The organism is Muricoprocola aceti (genome assembly GCF_025567005.1).
In the GTDB taxonomy this organism is placed as follows: domain Bacteria; phylum Bacillota; class Clostridia; order Lachnospirales; family Lachnospiraceae; genus Marvinbryantia; species Marvinbryantia aceti.
Genome location: NZ_JAOQKE010000006.1, coordinates 99806 through 116768 on the forward strand (window position 1 = coordinate 99806; position 16963 = coordinate 116768).

The 16963-nt window shown below is 43.2% G+C and carries 13 protein-coding genes and 1 other annotated feature; of the genes, 1 reads left to right on the forward strand and 12 read right to left on the reverse strand.

The features are described from left to right. Nucleotides 1-14: 14 nt before the first annotated feature. On the reverse strand, nucleotides 15-1826 hold the full coding sequence (gene ftsH, locus OCV47_RS07550; protein ID WP_256300704.1) for an ATP-dependent zinc metalloprotease FtsH: 1812 nt from the start codon (nucleotides 1824-1826) through the stop codon (nucleotides 15-17). A gap of 238 nt (nucleotides 1827-2064) precedes the next feature. On the opposite strand from ftsH, the gene OCV47_RS07555 reads away from it, so the two are divergent. After that, a complete protein-coding gene (locus tag OCV47_RS07555) occupies nucleotides 2065-2589 on the forward strand; it encodes a TetR/AcrR family transcriptional regulator (protein ID WP_262654557.1) in 525 nt (174 codons plus the stop codon). On the opposite strand, the gene ilvC is transcribed toward OCV47_RS07555, so the two are convergent. The 11 genes from ilvC to OCV47_RS07610 form a co-directional block, all read right to left on the reverse strand. Then, complete coding sequence (ilvC, locus tag OCV47_RS07560; protein WP_262654570.1) at nucleotides 2586-3644, reverse strand: ketol-acid reductoisomerase; 1059 nt, start codon at nucleotides 3642-3644, stop codon at nucleotides 2586-2588. The two genes, OCV47_RS07555 and ilvC, sit on opposite strands and share 4 nt — an antisense overlap. 38 nt (nucleotides 3645-3682) lie before the next feature. Continuing rightward, nucleotides 3683-4708 carry a bile acid:sodium symporter family protein gene (locus tag OCV47_RS07565; RefSeq protein ID WP_117448128.1) on the reverse strand — a complete coding sequence of 342 codons (1026 nt, stop codon included), beginning with the start codon at nucleotides 4706-4708 and terminating at the stop codon, nucleotides 3683-3685. 136 nt (nucleotides 4709-4844) lie between these two features. Continuing rightward, nucleotides 4845-5088 (reverse strand) — a binding site (T-box leader). A 190-nt stretch (nucleotides 5089-5278) separates the two neighbouring features. Continuing rightward, complete coding sequence (locus tag OCV47_RS07570) at nucleotides 5279-6157, reverse strand: YARHG domain-containing protein (protein WP_262654558.1); 879 nt, start codon at nucleotides 6155-6157, stop codon at nucleotides 5279-5281. A gap of 90 nt (nucleotides 6158-6247) precedes the next feature. Beyond that, a complete protein-coding gene (locus OCV47_RS07575) occupies nucleotides 6248-6523 on the reverse strand; it encodes an AAA family ATPase (RefSeq protein ID WP_331481270.1) in 276 nt (91 codons plus the stop codon). Nucleotides 6524-6667: 144 nt separating this feature from the next. Next, nucleotides 6668-7324, reverse strand: a complete 657-nt coding sequence (locus OCV47_RS07580) for an HD domain-containing protein (RefSeq protein ID WP_262654559.1) — start codon at nucleotides 7322-7324, stop codon at nucleotides 6668-6670. 38 nt (nucleotides 7325-7362) lie between these two features. Continuing rightward, nucleotides 7363-9441, reverse strand: coding sequence for a polyphosphate kinase 1 (gene ppk1, locus OCV47_RS07585; protein WP_262654560.1), 2079 nt, complete (start codon nucleotides 9439-9441; stop codon nucleotides 7363-7365). A gap of 377 nt (nucleotides 9442-9818) precedes the next feature. Then, nucleotides 9819-10757 (reverse strand): translation elongation factor Ts, encoded by a 939-nt coding sequence (tsf, locus tag OCV47_RS07590; RefSeq protein ID WP_117448124.1) that lies wholly within the window; start codon nucleotides 10755-10757, stop codon nucleotides 9819-9821. 4 nt (nucleotides 10758-10761) lie between these two features. After that, nucleotides 10762-11517: a 30S ribosomal protein S2 gene (gene rpsB, locus OCV47_RS07595; RefSeq protein ID WP_117448123.1), complete on the reverse strand. Its 756-nt coding sequence runs from the start codon at nucleotides 11515-11517 to the stop codon at nucleotides 10762-10764. A gap of 187 nt (nucleotides 11518-11704) precedes the next feature. Continuing rightward, a complete protein-coding gene (locus OCV47_RS07600; RefSeq protein WP_262654561.1) occupies nucleotides 11705-12970 on the reverse strand; it encodes an ABC transporter permease in 1266 nt (421 codons plus the stop codon). A gap of 31 nt (nucleotides 12971-13001) precedes the next feature. Then, on the reverse strand, nucleotides 13002-16238 hold the full coding sequence (locus OCV47_RS07605; protein ID WP_262654562.1) for a hypothetical protein: 3237 nt from the start codon (nucleotides 16236-16238) through the stop codon (nucleotides 13002-13004). A 28-nt stretch (nucleotides 16239-16266) separates the two neighbouring features. Further along, nucleotides 16267-16953 (reverse strand): ABC transporter ATP-binding protein, encoded by a 687-nt coding sequence (locus OCV47_RS07610; protein WP_256300760.1) that lies wholly within the window; start codon nucleotides 16951-16953, stop codon nucleotides 16267-16269. Nucleotides 16954-16963 lie beyond the last annotated feature (10 nt).

Here is a 16963-nt window from a genome sequence, read left to right on the forward strand (position 1 = left end):
ATTTTTTCAGGCTTCTATGAATTCAGAATCTTCATAAACTCTTCGCCTGTAATTGTCTCTTTCTCATACAGATACGTGGCCAGTTCATCCAGCTTTTCTCTGTTTTCCAGCAGAATCTGGCCAGCCTTTTCATGCTGCTTCTTTACCAGCTCCACAACTTTTTTATCAATCAATGTCTGTGTCTCCGCTGAACAGCTTAACGATGTGTCTCCACCCAGATACTGATTAGTTACCGCTTCCATGGCAACCATATCAAATTCCTGGCTCATACCGTAACGGGTAATCATGGCTCTGGCCAGTTTGGTTGCCTGTTCAATATCATTCGAAGCACCAGTTGTTACAGATCCAAATACCACTTCTTCTGCAGCACGTCCCGCTGTATAGGTGGCAATTTTATTCTCCATCTCCTCTTTGGTCATCAGATAATGGTTGCCATCTTCCACCTGCATGGTATAGCCAAGTGCACCGGAAGTTCTCGGCACAATGGTGATCTTCTGAACAGGCGCTGAATTCGTCTGCTTTGCAGCTACCAGTGCATGGCCGATCTCATGATAAGATACTACACGTTTCTCATGATCTGTCAGAATTGCATTCTTCTTCTGATATCCTGCAATTACTACTTCTATACTTTCTTCCAGATCTGCCTGCGTGGCAAATTTTCTGCCATCCCGCACAGCACGAAGAGCCGCTTCATTTGTGATATTTGCAAGCTCTGCTCCGGATGCACCGGATGCCATTCTGGCAATCTTCGTGAAATCTACATTATCTGCCAGTTTGATCTTCTTCGCATGCACCTTCAGGATCTCTTCACGTCCTTTTAAATCTGGCAGTTCAACCGGTACGCGGCGGTCAAAACGTCCCGGGCGAAGAAGCGCTGGATCCAGGGATTCCGGCCGGTTGGTTGCTGCCAGGATAATGACTCCATTATTTCCTTCAAATCCATCCATTTCCGTCAGCAGCTGATTCAGAGTCTGTTCTCTTTCATCATTGCCGCCCATCTGTCCGTCACGTTTTTTTCCAATGGCATCAATCTCATCAATAAACACAATGCATGGTGCCTTTTCCTTTGCCTGACTGAACAGATCACGTACTTTCGATGCTCCCATACCTACGAACATCTCAACAAATTCTGAACCGGACATAGAGAAAAACGGGACATTGGCTTCGCCGGCAACTGCTTTGGCCAGCATGGTTTTACCGGTTCCCGGAGGGCCTACCAGCAAGATTCCCTTTGGCATGGACGCTCCAATTTCCTTATATTTTTCTGGATTATGCAGATATTCCACGATCTCTGTCAGATTCTCTTTTGCCTCATCTTCGCCTGCCACATCAGCGAACTTGATACCTTCCGAAGACTTTACATAGATCTTGGCATTGCTCTTTCCCATACCAAACATCATGGAGTTGCTGCCACCCATTTTCTTCATCATCTTCTTTGACATCCACTGACCAAGTACATAGAAAATCAGAATCGGCAGAATCCATGAAATAACAAAGCTAAGCAGCGGAGACATCTGCTCGACAATCTCACTGGAAAATTTCGCTCCACTGTCATACAATCTCTGTGTCAGATCCGGGTCATTCATCACCCCGGTCTTATATATTGTCTTGTCATCTTTTGAAGTAAAAATAATCTGATTATCCTGAACTTCTACTTCATCGATCTGCTTATCCAGCGTCATCTTCATAAATGTGTCGTAGTCCACCTGTTTTATCATACGTCCGGCCATTCTGGGAACCAGAAGAGCATTGATCAGAAACAAGGCCAGCAGAACAATCGCATAGTACACATAAAACGGTTTCTTTGGTGTCTTTACTTCATTCATCCTTTTTCCTCCATTCTTTTTTGAGTACTTCCCATCTGATATACATTTGTATCATAAATTTGAAATCAGGAAAATATGCAAGTTCCATGATCTGTTCAAGTTCTTTACACTTTTTGAAATCTGTCAAGTTTTATTCTTTTCTATTTTGCCGGCATTTGTTATACTATTCTATATTCTATGCCTGTTCTTTCTATATAAGAGATGAAAGATACCGGCATTTTCCGGAGGAAATGACAGTATGCCAGTTAATATGAAACGAATGATTGCAAAAGAATTGTTCTCATTAATAGAAGAAAAAGGATTGGATAAACTCAATGTACAGATGCTTGCCACACAATGCGGCATTTCACGCCAGGCATTCTATTATCATTTTAAAGATATCGGAGATGTCATTGACTGGTCCTGTCAGGAGGCAATGACTGATCTGGGCAAAAAAGCGGAGCGCTGTTCTGACCCTGCAAAAGCGCTGCAACTTTATCTGGATATGGCTCGTTCCCACCGACATCTGATGAACCGATTCTGTGAATCCATCCATTACCGCGCATTCGAGCATCTGATATGCCACTATACTTCTCTGTTTCTGGGACAGACACTGGAAGGACGCTGGCCAGAACATCTGAATGACAAAGATCGGCAAGAGCAATTTCTGGATTTTTATGGTCCTGCACTTTTTCTCCATACCCTGAAAGTCAGCCAGCAGCCTCATTTTGACACAAAAAAAGATGCGCAGTCTCTTGCGCACCTTTTTCTAAAATTAAATTAATTATTGATCAGCTTGTCTTCTCCATTCCAGCTGTACAGCTTACGGATTTCTGCACCGACTTTTTCTGATGGATGTTCGGAAGCCAGTTTTCTCATTGCTTTGAAGTGAACCTGTGCTCCCGCATCAGACATATCTAATAAGAAGTCTTTTGCAAAGGTACCATCCTGGATATCAGACAGAATCTTCTTCATAGCTTTCTTGGTATCTTCAGTAATGATCTTTGGTCCGGTTACATAATCGCCGTATTCTGCGGTGTTGGAAATGGAATATCTCATTCCGGCAAATCCTGACTGATAGATCAGGTCAACGATCAGCTTCATCTCATGGATACATTCAAAGTAAGCATTTCTTGGATCATATCCGGCTTCTACCAGAGTTTCAAATCCAGCCTGCATCAGGGCACATACACCACCGCAAAGGACTGCCTGCTCACCGAACAGGTCTGTTTCTGTCTCTACACGGAAGGTTGTTTCCAAAAGGCCTGCTCTTGCTCCGCCGATTGCAAGGCCATAGGCCAGAGCCAGTTCTTTTGCTTTTCCTGTAGCATCCTGTTCTACAGCTATCAGACAAGGAGTTCCTTTGCCAGCCTGATATTCACTTCTTACGGTATGTCCCGGAGCCTTTGGTGCAATCATGGTAACATCCACATATTTTGGTGGTTTGATGCATCCAAAGTGGATATTGAAACCATGGGCAAACATCAGCATATTTCCTTCTTCCAGGTTTGGTTCGATGGATTCTTTGTAAAGCTTTGCCTGTTTTTCATCATTGATCAGGATCATAATGATATCTGCTTTTTTAGCAGCCTCTGCTGCGGTATATACCTTAAATCCCTGTGCTTCTGCTTTTGCCCAGGATTTGCTTCCTTCGTACAGACCGATGATGACATTGCATCCGGAATCTCTCAGGTTCAGTGCATGTGCATGTCCCTGGCTGCCGTAACCGATGATGGCAATGGTCTTTCCTTCCAGTAAGGATAAGTTACAATCTTCCTGATAAAAAATTCTTGCTGTTTCTGACATTTTTTCATTCCTCCATTGATGTCTTTTTCTTATATATAGTAAAAGGTTTGAAATTCCTTTACTTTCTCTGTTTATTCTTCAACCAGATTTTTTCTGGCTGCTTTATTTTCCTGCATTTTATCTCTCATGGCAAACATTCCTGCCAGTAAAGTTCCTGAGATAGAATGCCATACACAGGAGACGGCACAGATAACTGCGGATTCTGGCGTGTTTGCGAACTGTGCGGTAGTAGTTGCCAGGTTGGTGGCAAGTCCCGCATTCTGCATACCTACCTCTATGGAAATCGTTCTCTTCTTTGCTTTATTCATTCCGGTGAGTTTTCCGGCTCCATATCCCAGCAGATACCCAAGTCCATTATGAAGCAGCACTGCCACAAAGATCACCAGTCCTGACTGGAAGAATCTGGATCCCTGAGAAGAGATCACGCCTCCAACCACACATGCAAGGCCAAGTACTGCGATTCCTGGCATGACTTTCTGCGCTTCCTGAAATGCTTTTTTCTTTCCAAGCAGGAAATTCAGCACAAATCCAAATGCAACCGGAACAATGACGGTTTCCAGAATGGATACCAGCATCGGCAATCCATGAATGGTGATCTTCGTTCCTCTTGCAAGGAGGGAAACCATCAGCGGTGTCATCACTGGTGACAGGATCGTTGATACTGTTGTCATTCCTACAGAAAACGCTACATCACCACCGCACAGATAAGACATGATGTTGGATGATACACCGCCCGGACAACAGCCTACCAGAATCAGTCCCAGTGCAATGCCATCCGGAAGACGTAATACCTTGGATAAAGTAAATGCCAGGAACGGCATGATGAAATACTGTGCCACCGCTCCGATACAGATATCAAAAGGTCTCTGCGCCAGAATCTGAAAATCTTTCGTTGTTAAGGTCAGGCCCATACTGAACATGATCACGCCAATGATAATGGACTGACTGGTAAATTTATTGGCCACTGGATCAGTGAAAAGCTGATAGTTCACCCATCCCATCATACCAGGTATAAAAAATGTGACGACTGCGATCAGTATCACGACAACCGATGTATAATCGGATAAAAATTTGCTTGCTTTCTGTAAAGACTTCATAGAATCTTCCTCCTGAAAATATTCTTGAATCGAAAGAAGGTGCTTTTTTCGTTGAGGAACCCGGACATTGTTTTCCATTTCCTAAGGCCTTATTGTGAAATGAAAAAATCCCTGTCAGTGTATCTTTTCCTACACTGACAGGGACGAAATTCTATTCCGCGTTACCACCCTGATTCTGTGATCGTCATCACAGCACTCTGAACGTACTAACATACGCTTTCTTTTTAACGGTAGAAAACCGGCGAACCCTACTGCATTATTCCTGATTCAGGCTGCTTCTTAGAGATGATATTTATTTCTTCCAGTATCCCTGCTCTCACCAAATACAGGTTCTCTGTAGATCCTTGCGGAAATAACTTTGTTCTCTTCAACGAATTTAAGTAACTCTCTTTGATTTGTTGTCTTTTATTATAGTCCGATTATCTTGAAATTCAAGGGACAATCTGCCTATATTTTTAATCAATATCCTTCCATTCTTTCAAAAGTGCACAAAAGTCTTTGATACGCGGACACGCAAAATCTTCTTTTCATTTACATCTGGATCCTGACTCCTCTTTTGCATTATATTTTTTACAGATATTTTGCAAGGAAATCTACATTTGCTTTTTCATAGCTGTTAAATTCTGCCACAATTTGGTCGTCTGTCTTCTCCTGAATCGGATAATACCAGCTTTTGGATGCAAAATACGCTGCCACATCGGACTTCTGAAATACCCGTCCATGTCTTGCATAGATCTCATTGATCGCCTGCTGGATCGTTTCTTTGCTCTTGCCTATAATATCCTGTTCGTTTAAATATTCATGATCCGACTGGGCAAAAATATATTCGTCTTCCCTGTCTTCACCTTCCTGATTCTCATAGCCGACGAATCCATCCTGCGTTGCAGCATTGCAAATAGCATAGCAGGTCAGATAATCCGTCTCCTGACTTCCACTTGAGCTTCTGACCCACCAGGCAAAATCTTCCGACACCATTTCATATGGCTGCCCCGGTGTATACAATGTAAATTGTGTTCCACCGGAGATACCATATGGTTCCGAATACACATAACGTACACCATTTTCAATATAAGATTCTCCTTCGGTGCCCTCTGTCTCCAGTTCTTCCAGATCCATTTCATACATACATTTATCAAATCTCAGTGGCTCCGTGAATTTGCCCGAAAAATTACAAAAATACACCGTACCGTTGGGATAACCATCACCGGTATCTCCCATCTCCGAATCATGATAAACTCCGGTAAACGAGCCGTCATCTTCCACCTGAAGTTCTGTTGCCCAGGCGCCCACGCCGCTGGAAAATACAAAATACTCCGGAATTTCCTTCCACATGGAATCCTCCGCAGCTACAACTAATTCTCCCTGTTTCCACGATCCTGCTCCCATCTCATTTACTGATAACAACATAGCTGTCATACAAAAAACTGCTACACATCTTCTACCTTTCATAGTGCCTTTTCCTTTCTTCAGACATATTAACTGTCTTATAATCTCAGTTATTTTCTCTGTGTTTCTATCATGCATTCATGTGTTTTTTTATTATAATTGATTCCTACTAATATGATAAGTGGTGTTTTTTGCTATTTTGAAATTTTGAAAAAGATTTTCCGAACTACATCCCCTGCTATAATAAGCAGCAAGCATATTTGCTGTCATAGACTTTCCAAACCTGCGAGGTCTGCTAACGCAAACATATTCTTGTAATGTATTGATTACCCCATTGGTATATGCAATCAATTCTGTTTTATCGACATAGATTTCTGAATGAATCATTCGATCAAACTTTTCATTTCCAGGATTGAAATAATTACCCATCTACAGCCTCCGTTTCGCTTTGAACAAATTGCTTTATAACGTTCTCTTTATAACTATTATAATCGAATCCTGTTCATTTCGCAATTTATAAAACAAAGGACTCATGAGTAACAATCTTCTCACAAGCCCTCTATCTCTTCATTTTTATAATACTTTACTTCCATTTGCCAACAGTTTAAACTTGGCGCCCAGCATCTCTGCCGCTTGTCGGCACATCATCATCCGTCCCAGAAAAATTTCGAAATATTCATACATGGTACAGATGCTTTCATCAATCTCCAGGTCCAGGGTGATCACATGCTTTTCCGAATTTAATTTTACGGTTGCATTGGTGACTGCATAATTCACCCGGTCATGTTTATCAAAACTGGCTTTCTCTTTTGTGCGGACACGGTTCCTCCGGACATCGGTCTTATCTGCCAGAATCAATGCTGCTGATACCTGGTCTACTGCTCCACCGGTGGACTCATCATGATGTCCGATGGCAGATACAATGATCATCCGGTCTTCCAACGACATTCCCATTTTCTGAAGCAGTTCATTGGCCAGCAAAGCTCCATATTCACCGTGATTTTTCCGGTTTATGGCATTGCCAATGTCATGCAGAGCACCTGCAGTCTGTGCCAGTTCGATCTCATGCTTGGAATAACCGAATTTTTCCAGTATTTCTCCTGCCCTTTTTGCTACAATTGCACAGTGTTTTTCAGAGTGATCCGTGTATCCCAGAATCCCGAGATTTTCATTTCCTTTTTTCAGAAATGCTTTTACTTCTTTATTTTCCAATACTTTTTTGTAATCCACTTTTTTCTAACCTTTTTCTCCTTTTTCTGTTGAACGGTTCACTTTTTCACTGTATTTTTTTCTGCCTGGCTATAGGCCATTGCATAAAATAACTCCTGGGAATCCATCTTGACATCACTTAAGTTTCTGCTGACATAAAGGCCCTTACTGGTCAGTTCTTTTCCCTTTTCATCATCGCTCATCATCATTTCAAACATATGTTCTAGGCGATCGCGTACCTGCTGATCCAGAATCGGAACAGCCACTTCCACACGACGTATGGTATTTCTGGTCATAAAATCAGCCGATCCGACATAGACTTTTTCCCGTTCTTTCGTTCCAAATCGATAGATTCTGGAATGCTCCAGGAAACGACCGACAATGCTGATCACTTTGATGTTTTCCGTATAACCTTTTACACCAGGAATCAGACAGCAGATCCCGCGCACGATCATCTCAATCTTCACCCCAGCCTGAGAAGCCTCGACCAGTTTATCTATAATGGTTTTATCTGTCAGTGAATTAATCTTAATTCCGACATAACCTGCTTCTCCCCGATGCACTCTTTCGATCTCTTCGTCAATCATGTCAAGTATTTTATTCTGGAGACATTTTGGAGCTACCAGAAGATACTTTGTTTCTTCCACGAATTCCCCTTTTAACAGTGCTGCAAATACCCCTGCTGCCTCTTTTCCGATCTCATGATTCGCTGTAATCAATGACAGATCCGTATACAATGCTGCTGTTTTTTCATTATAGTTACCGGTTCCGATTTGCGTAATATAGGAGACACCTTTTTCCGTTTTTCTGGAAATCAGACAAAGTTTGGAATGCACTTTATACCCATTTAGACCGTAAATAACACGGCATCCCGCCTCTTCCAGCTTTCTGGAATATTCAATATTGCTTTCTTCATCAAACCTGGCTCTCAATTCCACCAAAACCACCACTTCTTTGCCATTTTCAGCAGCTTCGATCAATGCGTCAATGATCTGACTCTTATTTGCCAGACGGTATAACGTCATTTTGATAGATACCACAGTATCATCTTTTGCAGCTTCATAAAGAAGGTTGATAAAAGACTTAATATTCTCAAAAGGATAAGACAATAGTACATCTTGCTTCTCAATCTGTGCAATCAGACTCTTCTTGATATCCAGTGCCGGTGACATCCGCGGAGAACGTCTCTGATAAAACAGTTCTTCATTTCCTTTACTCCTGAGATAATTCTGAATGCCAAAGACAAACGAAAGATCCAGTGGCACATCGGATAAAAATACATGTGTTATATCTACCTGAATGGTCTTGCACAGAGATTGTACCATCTTTTTACTAATCTCTCTGGACAGTTCCATGCGCACCGGCTTCATGCGCTTTCTCTGACGGATCAAATTCTCCATCGCATCCCTGTAATCCAGATCTTCATCATAAATAGTTTCGGTGTCAATATCTGCATTTCTGGTTACACGAACCAGTGTTTTTTCTTTTACCGTATAATTTCGGAACATCTTCGGGAAGAAGTGTAAAATCAGTTCTTCCGACAGCATAAAATTCCCTGGTCTGGTGGGAATATCAATCAGACGGCGAAATACATTGTTACTGCATGGTATGATCGCAGTTTTGGTCTTCCCACCTTTACTTTCCAGCCGGGCTGCCGCATAAATCTCCTTATTTTTCAAAAATGGAAATGGCTGCTGCTTGCTGATGATGTTCGCTGACAGATATGGTGCAATCTCTGTATCAAAATAAGTTTCTAAGAGTTTTCCTTCTTCATCAGATAATTTGTTGAAATTCACAATCCGAATGCCCTTTGGCTCCAGTTCACCCATAAGCTGCTCACAGATACGTGCTTTTTTCAGGTCCAGTTCCCGCGTTTCCTTTACAATTGCTTTCACCTGTTCCTCACTGGTCATATTGGTTTTGTTTTCTCTGACTTCTTCTGATGCTTCCATCTGATCCATCAGCGTTCCCACCCGGACCATATAGAATTCATCCAGATTTGACTGATAGATAGACGCAAAGGTCAGTCTCTCTGCCAGCGGTACTCTTGAGTTGCCTGCCTCATCCAATACCCGGTCATTAAACTTCAGCCATGACAATTCTCGGTTCATCAAATATTTATCTTCTGTTTTTTTCATTTACATTCCTTTCACTCCATTGGATTTACCAACTGACTTTTTCGCATACTTAATTTGCAATCTTTTACATTATAGTTACTCCATGTAAAATTCGTATGCTTTTTTATGTAAAATGAATGTAAATTTGTTCTGATCTGTTACAGAATGTCGATATATTCTCCCGCAAGTACCTTATTCATGCTCAAGTCCGGATTCTCCACATAAAGTTACTGTTTCTACCATTTATGCATTTTTTTGCAATTTATGTTTGACAAATGTTTTCCATGTTCTCTTTCGCTTTTTTATAACCGTTTTTGCGCAAAAAATGCCCCCTACAAATGGTATTATGCCATTCGTAAGGGTCATTCATCATTTCAACAATTTCATACAATATGGAATTATGCGTTCATCTGTGCAGCTACTTCTGCAGCAAAGTCTTCATTTTTCTTTTCCATTCCTTCGCCTGTTTCAAAACGAACGAACTTCTTGATCGCGATCTTTGCGCCGTTAGCTTTTGCTACGGAATCAACATAAGCCTGTACAGACTGTTTTCCATCTTCTGCTTTTACATATACCTGATCCAGCAGACAGATTTCTTTCAGCTCTTTGTTGATACGTCCGTTGATCATTCCCTGGATTACCTTTTCTGGCTTCTGGGATTCCTTCGGATCGTTCTTGATCTGAGCTAACAGAATCTCTTTTTCGTGAGCGATATGTTCTTCGCTTACTTCGCTTCTGTTTGTGAACTGAGGCTTCATAGCCGCAACCTGCATACCCAGGTTTCTGGCCATGTCTTTGATCTCATCGTTTACAACATCTGTCACAACGTCGATCAGAACTCCGATCTTTCCGCCTGCATGTGTGTAAGAAGATACAAATCCTTCTGGTTCAACTACTTTTTCAAATCTTCTGATGTTCATGTTTTCGCCGATAACAGCAACCTGTCCTGCCAGTGCTTCCTGAACAGTCTTAGTTGTATCTGGCAGCCATTTTTCTGCCATGAATGCTTCCATGTCTGCTGCATCTGAAGCCATTGCCTGAGCTGCTACTTCGCTTACATATGCCTGGAACTTTTCGTTCTTAGCAACGAAGTCTGTCTCAGCATTTACTTCTACAACAACTGCAGTCTTGTCATCATCAGATACCATAACTTTGCAGATACCTTCTGCTGCAATTCTGCTAGCTTTCTTCTGAGCAGTAGCCAGTCCTTTTTCTCTCAGGAACTCAACTGCCTTGTCCATATCGCCTTCTGTAGCTGTAAGAGCTTTCTTACAATCCATCATACCAGCGCCGGTCATCTCTCTTAACTCTTTTACCATTCCTGCTGTGATAGCCATCTAATTATTCCTCCGTCTCTGCAACAACTTCTTCGATATCAGTTGCTTCTCCACCTTCGAATTCGATTGCTGGTTCTGCTCCCTGATTTGCTTCGATAACAGCATCTGCCATCTTGGAAACGATCAGTTTTACAGCTCTGATAGCATCGTCATTACCTGGGATTACGTAATCCAGTTCTTCTGGGTCACAGTTTGTATCACAGATACCGATCAGTGGAATACCAAGTGTATGTGCTTCCTGTACACAGATTCTTTCTTTCTTAGGGTCAACTACAAAGATAGCATCTGGGATCTTCTTCATTTCTTTGATACCGCCAAGGTTCTTTGTCAGTTTTTCCATTTCTTTCTTTAATGCAATAACTTCTTTCTTTGGCAGAACATCGAATGTTCCGTCAGCTTCCATAGTTTCGATCTCTTTCAGACGTGCGATTCTGCTCTGGATTGTCTTGAAGTTTGTCAGCATACCACCAAGCCATCTTTCGTTTACATAGAACATTCCACATCTCTCAGCTTCTGTCTTAACAGCATCCTGAGCCTGTTTCTTTGTTCCAACGAAGAGGATTGTTCCACCGTTAGCAACAATATCACCTACTGCATTGTAAGCATCGTCAACCATTCCTACAGACTTCTGCAGGTCGATGATGTAGATACCATTTCTTTCTGTGTAGATGTATGGAGCCATCTTAGGGTTCCATCTTCTTGTCTGATGTCCAAAGTGAACACCTGCTTCCAGTAACTGTTTCATTGAAATAACGCTCATTTTACTTCTCCTTTAATATTGGTTTTTCTGCCATATACAATTCATCAGCAGGAACCTTGCGGCACCACCTGCAGACATATGCATATGTGATTTTTGCGACTTGCTAAGTTTAACACAAAAAGGACTTGCATGCAAGTCCTTTTGGTTGTATTTACGCCATTTTATGCAGTTTTGTACATAATGCACATCACTCATGCCGTAATGCATCAATCGGATTCAGGTTGGACGCCTTAATAGACGGTACGAATCCGAAAATGACCCCGATTACCGTTGAGAAAATGACAGATCCAATAATGGCCGGGATACTGATTCCCACCGGAACCTGCGCGATTTTGGAAATCGCCTGTGCCATGGCAATCCCCGCAACAACTCCGATAATTCCGCCCATACTGGTCAGTACAGCCGCTTCCGTCAGAAACTGGGTCAGAATGACCCGTTTTCTTGCTCCAATCGCCTTCTTCAGACCAATTTCACTGGTTCGTTCTGTCACAGATACCAGCATAATATTCATCACACCGATACCACCTACCAGCAGGGAAATGCTGGCGATCCAGATCAACTGCTGATTGGTTGACTGATTAATCTGCTGCTGCTTTTCTACATTTTCCAACGTGTTTTTTGCACGGTATTTGATCTCGGAGCTGGATGTATTCAGGTATCCGTTCAGGATCTCCGCACAAGGCTTTCCAACAGTTGTCATGGCTTTTACATCTGCTGCTCGAACAGATACATTCTGCGGTTCATCGTACTGATAGATGATCGGCCAGGACTCATACGGAATAAATACCTTTCCGGTAGAGGAATCATCCCCCATGTAAGTATAATATTCATCGATGCTGTTGATCACCGGTTCAAACTCAGACTGCAGCTGTGCCACTCCGACTACGGTAAATGGCTCTCCGCTGATCTCGATGGTTTTCCCCAGTGCACTTTCCTCCTGAAACAGAGTGCTGGCCGCATCCTGATCCAGAATAGCTACTTTATGGAAGTTCTTATAATCACTGTCTATGAATTCCCGCCCGGTGCGTACTACATACCCATTGACATTAAAATAGCGGTTGTCAATACCATAGATATCTGCTCCCTGCAGGGACTGGTTCAGATAATAAATCCCGTCTGCATAGGTTCTGGAAACGTAAAAAGTAGCATCCTCCACACCATCTACATTCAGCAATTCTTCACGAATATTCTCTGTCAGAACCGGAATACCATACGGTACGCTGTTCCAGGAAAAATCCAGTGGATTATCCGCACTTCCCTGACTCAGGTTAATGTCTACTGCGTTCGTGCCAGATCCCACCACATTCTGCATCAGCTGTTCATTAGTTCCCTGAATCGTAGATACAATTGCAATAATCGATGCAATACCAATGATAATACCCAGCATAGTCAGAAAGGATCTCATCTTATGTGACCAGATTCCCTGAAAAGATAGTCTTATATTCTCAAGCAAGACTGCTTCCTCCTCTCATTTTGCGTTTTTATCATTCCTCATCTGCCAGCTTCACAGCCGCACCTTCTTTGACAGCTTTGCCATAAGGAAACGCAATCTGATCATCTGTACTTAATCCCTGTTTCACTTCTACATATCCCCATACTGTACCACCTGTTCGAATATACTGTTTCTTCAGTTTCTCATTCTCATCGGCAATATAGACATAGCTTTGTCCGTTTTCCGCACGGATATAGGCTTTCTCCAGATAAATGGCTCCGGTATCTGTTACCGTTGTAGACGGGAATGTCACACTGACTGATTCATACTCAGAAAGATTCTCTGCAGTATCTTCATCTACGACTGCCAATACCGGATAGCTGGAAGAATTCACATTTACGGAAGACCCGTAATTATTATCCGACCCATCTTCCGAGCTTGGAAACGCATCGATCTCTGTAATCTTTGCCGTAAACTGAGCACCAGTATCCCATGAACTGCAGTTGACCACCTGATCTACCGCTACATCAGCCAGGTCCAGCTCACTGACTGTTGTCTTGACATACAGACCATTTTCACTGTCTACCACCATATAGGCATCTTCTTCACTGCCATTGATAGACTTCACATATCCATCTACCGCACTGACTACCGTGGATTCTTCCATCTCTTTATTATAATTCTTCAGTTTCAGCTTTGCCTGACGTTCATCCAGCTTCAGCTTCTGGATTTCCAGCTTTTTATCTTCAATTGCCTGCGCCAGTTCCTCTGCTGTATAAGTAGAACCATCATTGTCATTGCCCCAGCCTGGATCCATACCTCCACCGCCATCATCCGGTACCTCTTCCTCGTACTTTGTGATACCGGTATCACTGTTAAATACCCAATACGTACCAGGTCCATAGCCATGATCTGTCAACACCGTGCCATCCAGATCAATACTTCTGATAAAGGCTCCGGTAATGGTATCACTTTCACGAATCTCCAGACGTACGTAATATCCATCACTGACACGTTCTGTTCCCTCTTCGTTAAATCCCAGCACCCAGTTTACAAAGGTATTGGTGATCTTCACCCCATCGGTGACAAAGAACACATACGGATCCTCAGCCGTTCCACTTCCTTTGTAGGCGCGCATACCAGTCTCATTCAGTGTATTTACCCCATGCTGCCAGGTCAGTTCAGAAATTGGGTTCAGCTTAATCAATGGTGACTCTTCTGGCTGGTTATAAGTCATCGTGATCTGCACCGTAGCAGAAGCATCACTGGCATCCAGCTTCAGGCCAGTTACTTTCATGGAATAATTTGGTGCATAACCTGACCAGAGTTCATTCCAGGTCTGCTCGCTTTCTCCCAGCTCTGAGGAATTGAGTTTTATCGTATCTGGTAATTTCAGATCAATCGGCTTCCAGTCTTCTATCGCAGATGTAGTATCTGTTTCATCTTTGATCTCTTCTGCCGGTGCAGTCTCTTCCTCTGTCATGCTTTCTGTAAACGCTTCTGTCCCTGTTCCGGTCTCTGCATTTTCTGAAGCCGATTCCGTCTGTGCTTCTGTCTGAGCAACTGTTTCTGTGGTCATCTCTTCTGCCACTGTTTCACTGGTTCCATCTACTCCGTTATCGACTCCCACTGCCGCACTGCTGCCGGGTGTCAGTGTGAACGTGCAATCTGGATCTTCCTGCTGCATAACACCTTTTTGATAAAAATATACTTTCATAGAGGCAGGTCTGCTCTGCACACTATTCGTTCCATGGTTCCAGTGAATCTGAAAATGAATATTCTGTACCTCAAACGCCGGCTCCGTAATCAGATCCTCATCTGGCTGTTCCGTTCCCGGCTCTACACTGTTCTCAGCATCCTGATCCAATACCGCGACGTCACCTGCCTGCTCTGTCTCTGGTGCCTCTGTCATCTCACTGTCCGTCTCTGCCGTGCTTTCTGTTTCAGATTCTGCCTCTGACTGTGCGCCCTTCACCGTAAAGATAATATCTTTTTCTTCACCGGCTGTACGCACTGTCAACTGATCCCCACTTACTTCTTCTGAATCCAGCGTCAGTTCCAGATACATATCTTCCAGTTCTGGTAAAATTTCATGCTGTTGATCCAGTCCATCATGAAAGGCTATTGTTAACTGTACCACATCTTCACTGTCACTTTTCTGAGCCAGTGTAAATCCTCCAATCTCCGGATAATCTTCTCCGTTGATCTGCGCTGTTCCATATACTTTACCTTCGATCTGCTTTTTCAGCTTCACGCCTCTGATCAACATCGTATAGGTATCTTTACTGCAAAAATGATGCTCTGTATCTTCTGCAAAATGAGGAATCAGTTTGATCTTTCCATCCAGAGAGAATTCTGCCTGTTCCCCCTGCTTTACATCTGCCAGCAAAGGTTCTTCTCCGTCATCTGCCAGCTTTACTCTGATATTTGTAAAAAACTTCTCCAGGCTCTGGTTATGCTTTGCTTTCTCATTCTTATCACTGTCACTATCCTGTTGCTGATCATTACTTTGGTCTGTACCATTTTCTGATCCATCCAGATCTCCTGGAGTCAGTACTTCCCCTGAATTATCTGCATTACTGTCAGACTGGTCAATGACCGCTTCACTTTCTGAGACACTGCTGCTTTCCTGCGTCTCAGTCGTATCATCACTGTTCTCTGTAGCTGCCTGTTCTGTACTTTCCGTCTGGGCATCTGAGGCAGCACTTTCACCAATCCCATCTTCCTGAGCCGCCAGAAGTTCTCTGGTATTCTCTACCAGTCGTGCTTCCTCGTCTCCTCCATCATCACCGTCATCTGATTCTACATCATCTGCGCTGTCTGTCAGTGAACTGGAGGAATCACTGCTCAGATTATCCAGGATCGCATCTCCTGGCTTTGCGTTCTGCAGTTTGGCAAGATCTGCTTCTGCAGACTTGATCTCCAGACCAAGCTCCATTACCGTAATCTCCTGCAATTCCTTATCCAGTCCCAATAACGTCGTATCATAGCTGAGAAGTTTGTCTCCTATCCTGACTTTATCGCCTTCTTTTACATATACCTGATCGATCACTTTTCCGTCCGGTATCCGCACATTCTGGCTGACATTGGACACAACCTGTCCGGATGTTCCATCATCTGAGCCCATAGAAAGCATGTCTCCCATATTCAGTGTTGCCACCGGAGTCACTTCTACTGCTTTGCTGTTATTCTTTCTGATATAGGTCACACCTGCCACTCCTGCACCGGCCACGCCGGTCACAGCCGCCGCAACAATGACCGCTGTCTTCACTTTCTTCTTATTTTTCATTCAGATCCTCCACCTTCGATTCTCTGTCTTACTCATCCTGATTCAGGTCTCTGTCGCCCAGCTGTCCATCGAAAATGTATACTGTTCTCTTCGCATGCTTTGCCACTTTGGCATCATGGGTAATCATGATTACCGTTACCCCTTCTTCATTCAGCTTCTGGAATAATTCCAGTACCTGCACGCTGGACTTGGAATCCAACGCACCGGTCGGTTCGTCCGCCAGCAAAATCTTCGGATTATTCACCATGGCTCTCGCAATAGCCACCCTCTGTTTCTGTCCTCCGGACAGCTGGGTTGGCAGGAAATCCATTCGTTCTGCCAGGCCTACCCGTTCCAGTGCCCTGGCAGCCCGCTCTCTTCTTTCCTTTTTGCCTACTTTGGCATATACCAGTGGCAGGCATACATTTTCCAGAGCAGTCTGCTTCGGAAGCAGCTGAAATGTCTGGAATACGAATCCAATGTTGTTTAGTCTTTCATCTGCAATCTCATTGTCATTCAGCCCCAGTACATTTTTTCCGTTTAATTCAAAGGATCCTCTGGTTGGTTCATCCAGGCATCCAATAATATTCATCAGAGTGGATTTACCTGAACCGGACGGTCCCATGATGGCAACGTATTCTCCCTGCTCTACATGGAGCGTCACATCTCGCAGTGCCGGCACTACAATCTTTCCAGTCACATAATCTTTATCAATATGATCCAATTTTAAAACCAGTGGTTGTTCC

Coding starts and splice junctions, on each gene's coding strand:
- OCV47_RS07570 (WP_262654558.1), bottom strand. CDS start 6,157: ATGAAAGGTAGAAGATGTGTAGCAGTTTTTTGTATGACAGCTATGTTG.
- OCV47_RS07605 (WP_262654562.1), bottom strand. CDS start 16,238: ATGAAAAATAAGAAGAAAGTGAAGACAGCGGTCATTGTTGCGGCGGCT.
- OCV47_RS07575 (WP_331481270.1), bottom strand. CDS start 6,523: ATGGGTAATTATTTCAATCCTGGAAATGAAAAGTTTGATCGAATGATT.
- rpsB (WP_117448123.1), bottom strand. CDS start 11,517: ATGAGCGTTATTTCAATGAAACAGTTACTGGAAGCAGGTGTTCACTTT.
- ftsH (WP_256300704.1), bottom strand. CDS start 1,826: ATGAATGAAGTAAAGACACCAAAGAAACCGTTTTATGTGTACTATGCG.
- OCV47_RS07565 (WP_117448128.1), bottom strand. CDS start 4,708: ATGAAGTCTTTACAGAAAGCAAGCAAATTTTTATCCGATTATACATCG.
- OCV47_RS07555 (WP_262654557.1), top strand. CDS start 2,065: ATGCCAGTTAATATGAAACGAATGATTGCAAAAGAATTGTTCTCATTA.
- tsf (WP_117448124.1), bottom strand. CDS start 10,757: ATGGCTATCACAGCAGGAATGGTAAAAGAGTTAAGAGAGATGACCGGC.
- ppk1 (WP_262654560.1), bottom strand. CDS start 9,441: ATGAAAAAAACAGAAGATAAATATTTGATGAACCGAGAATTGTCATGG.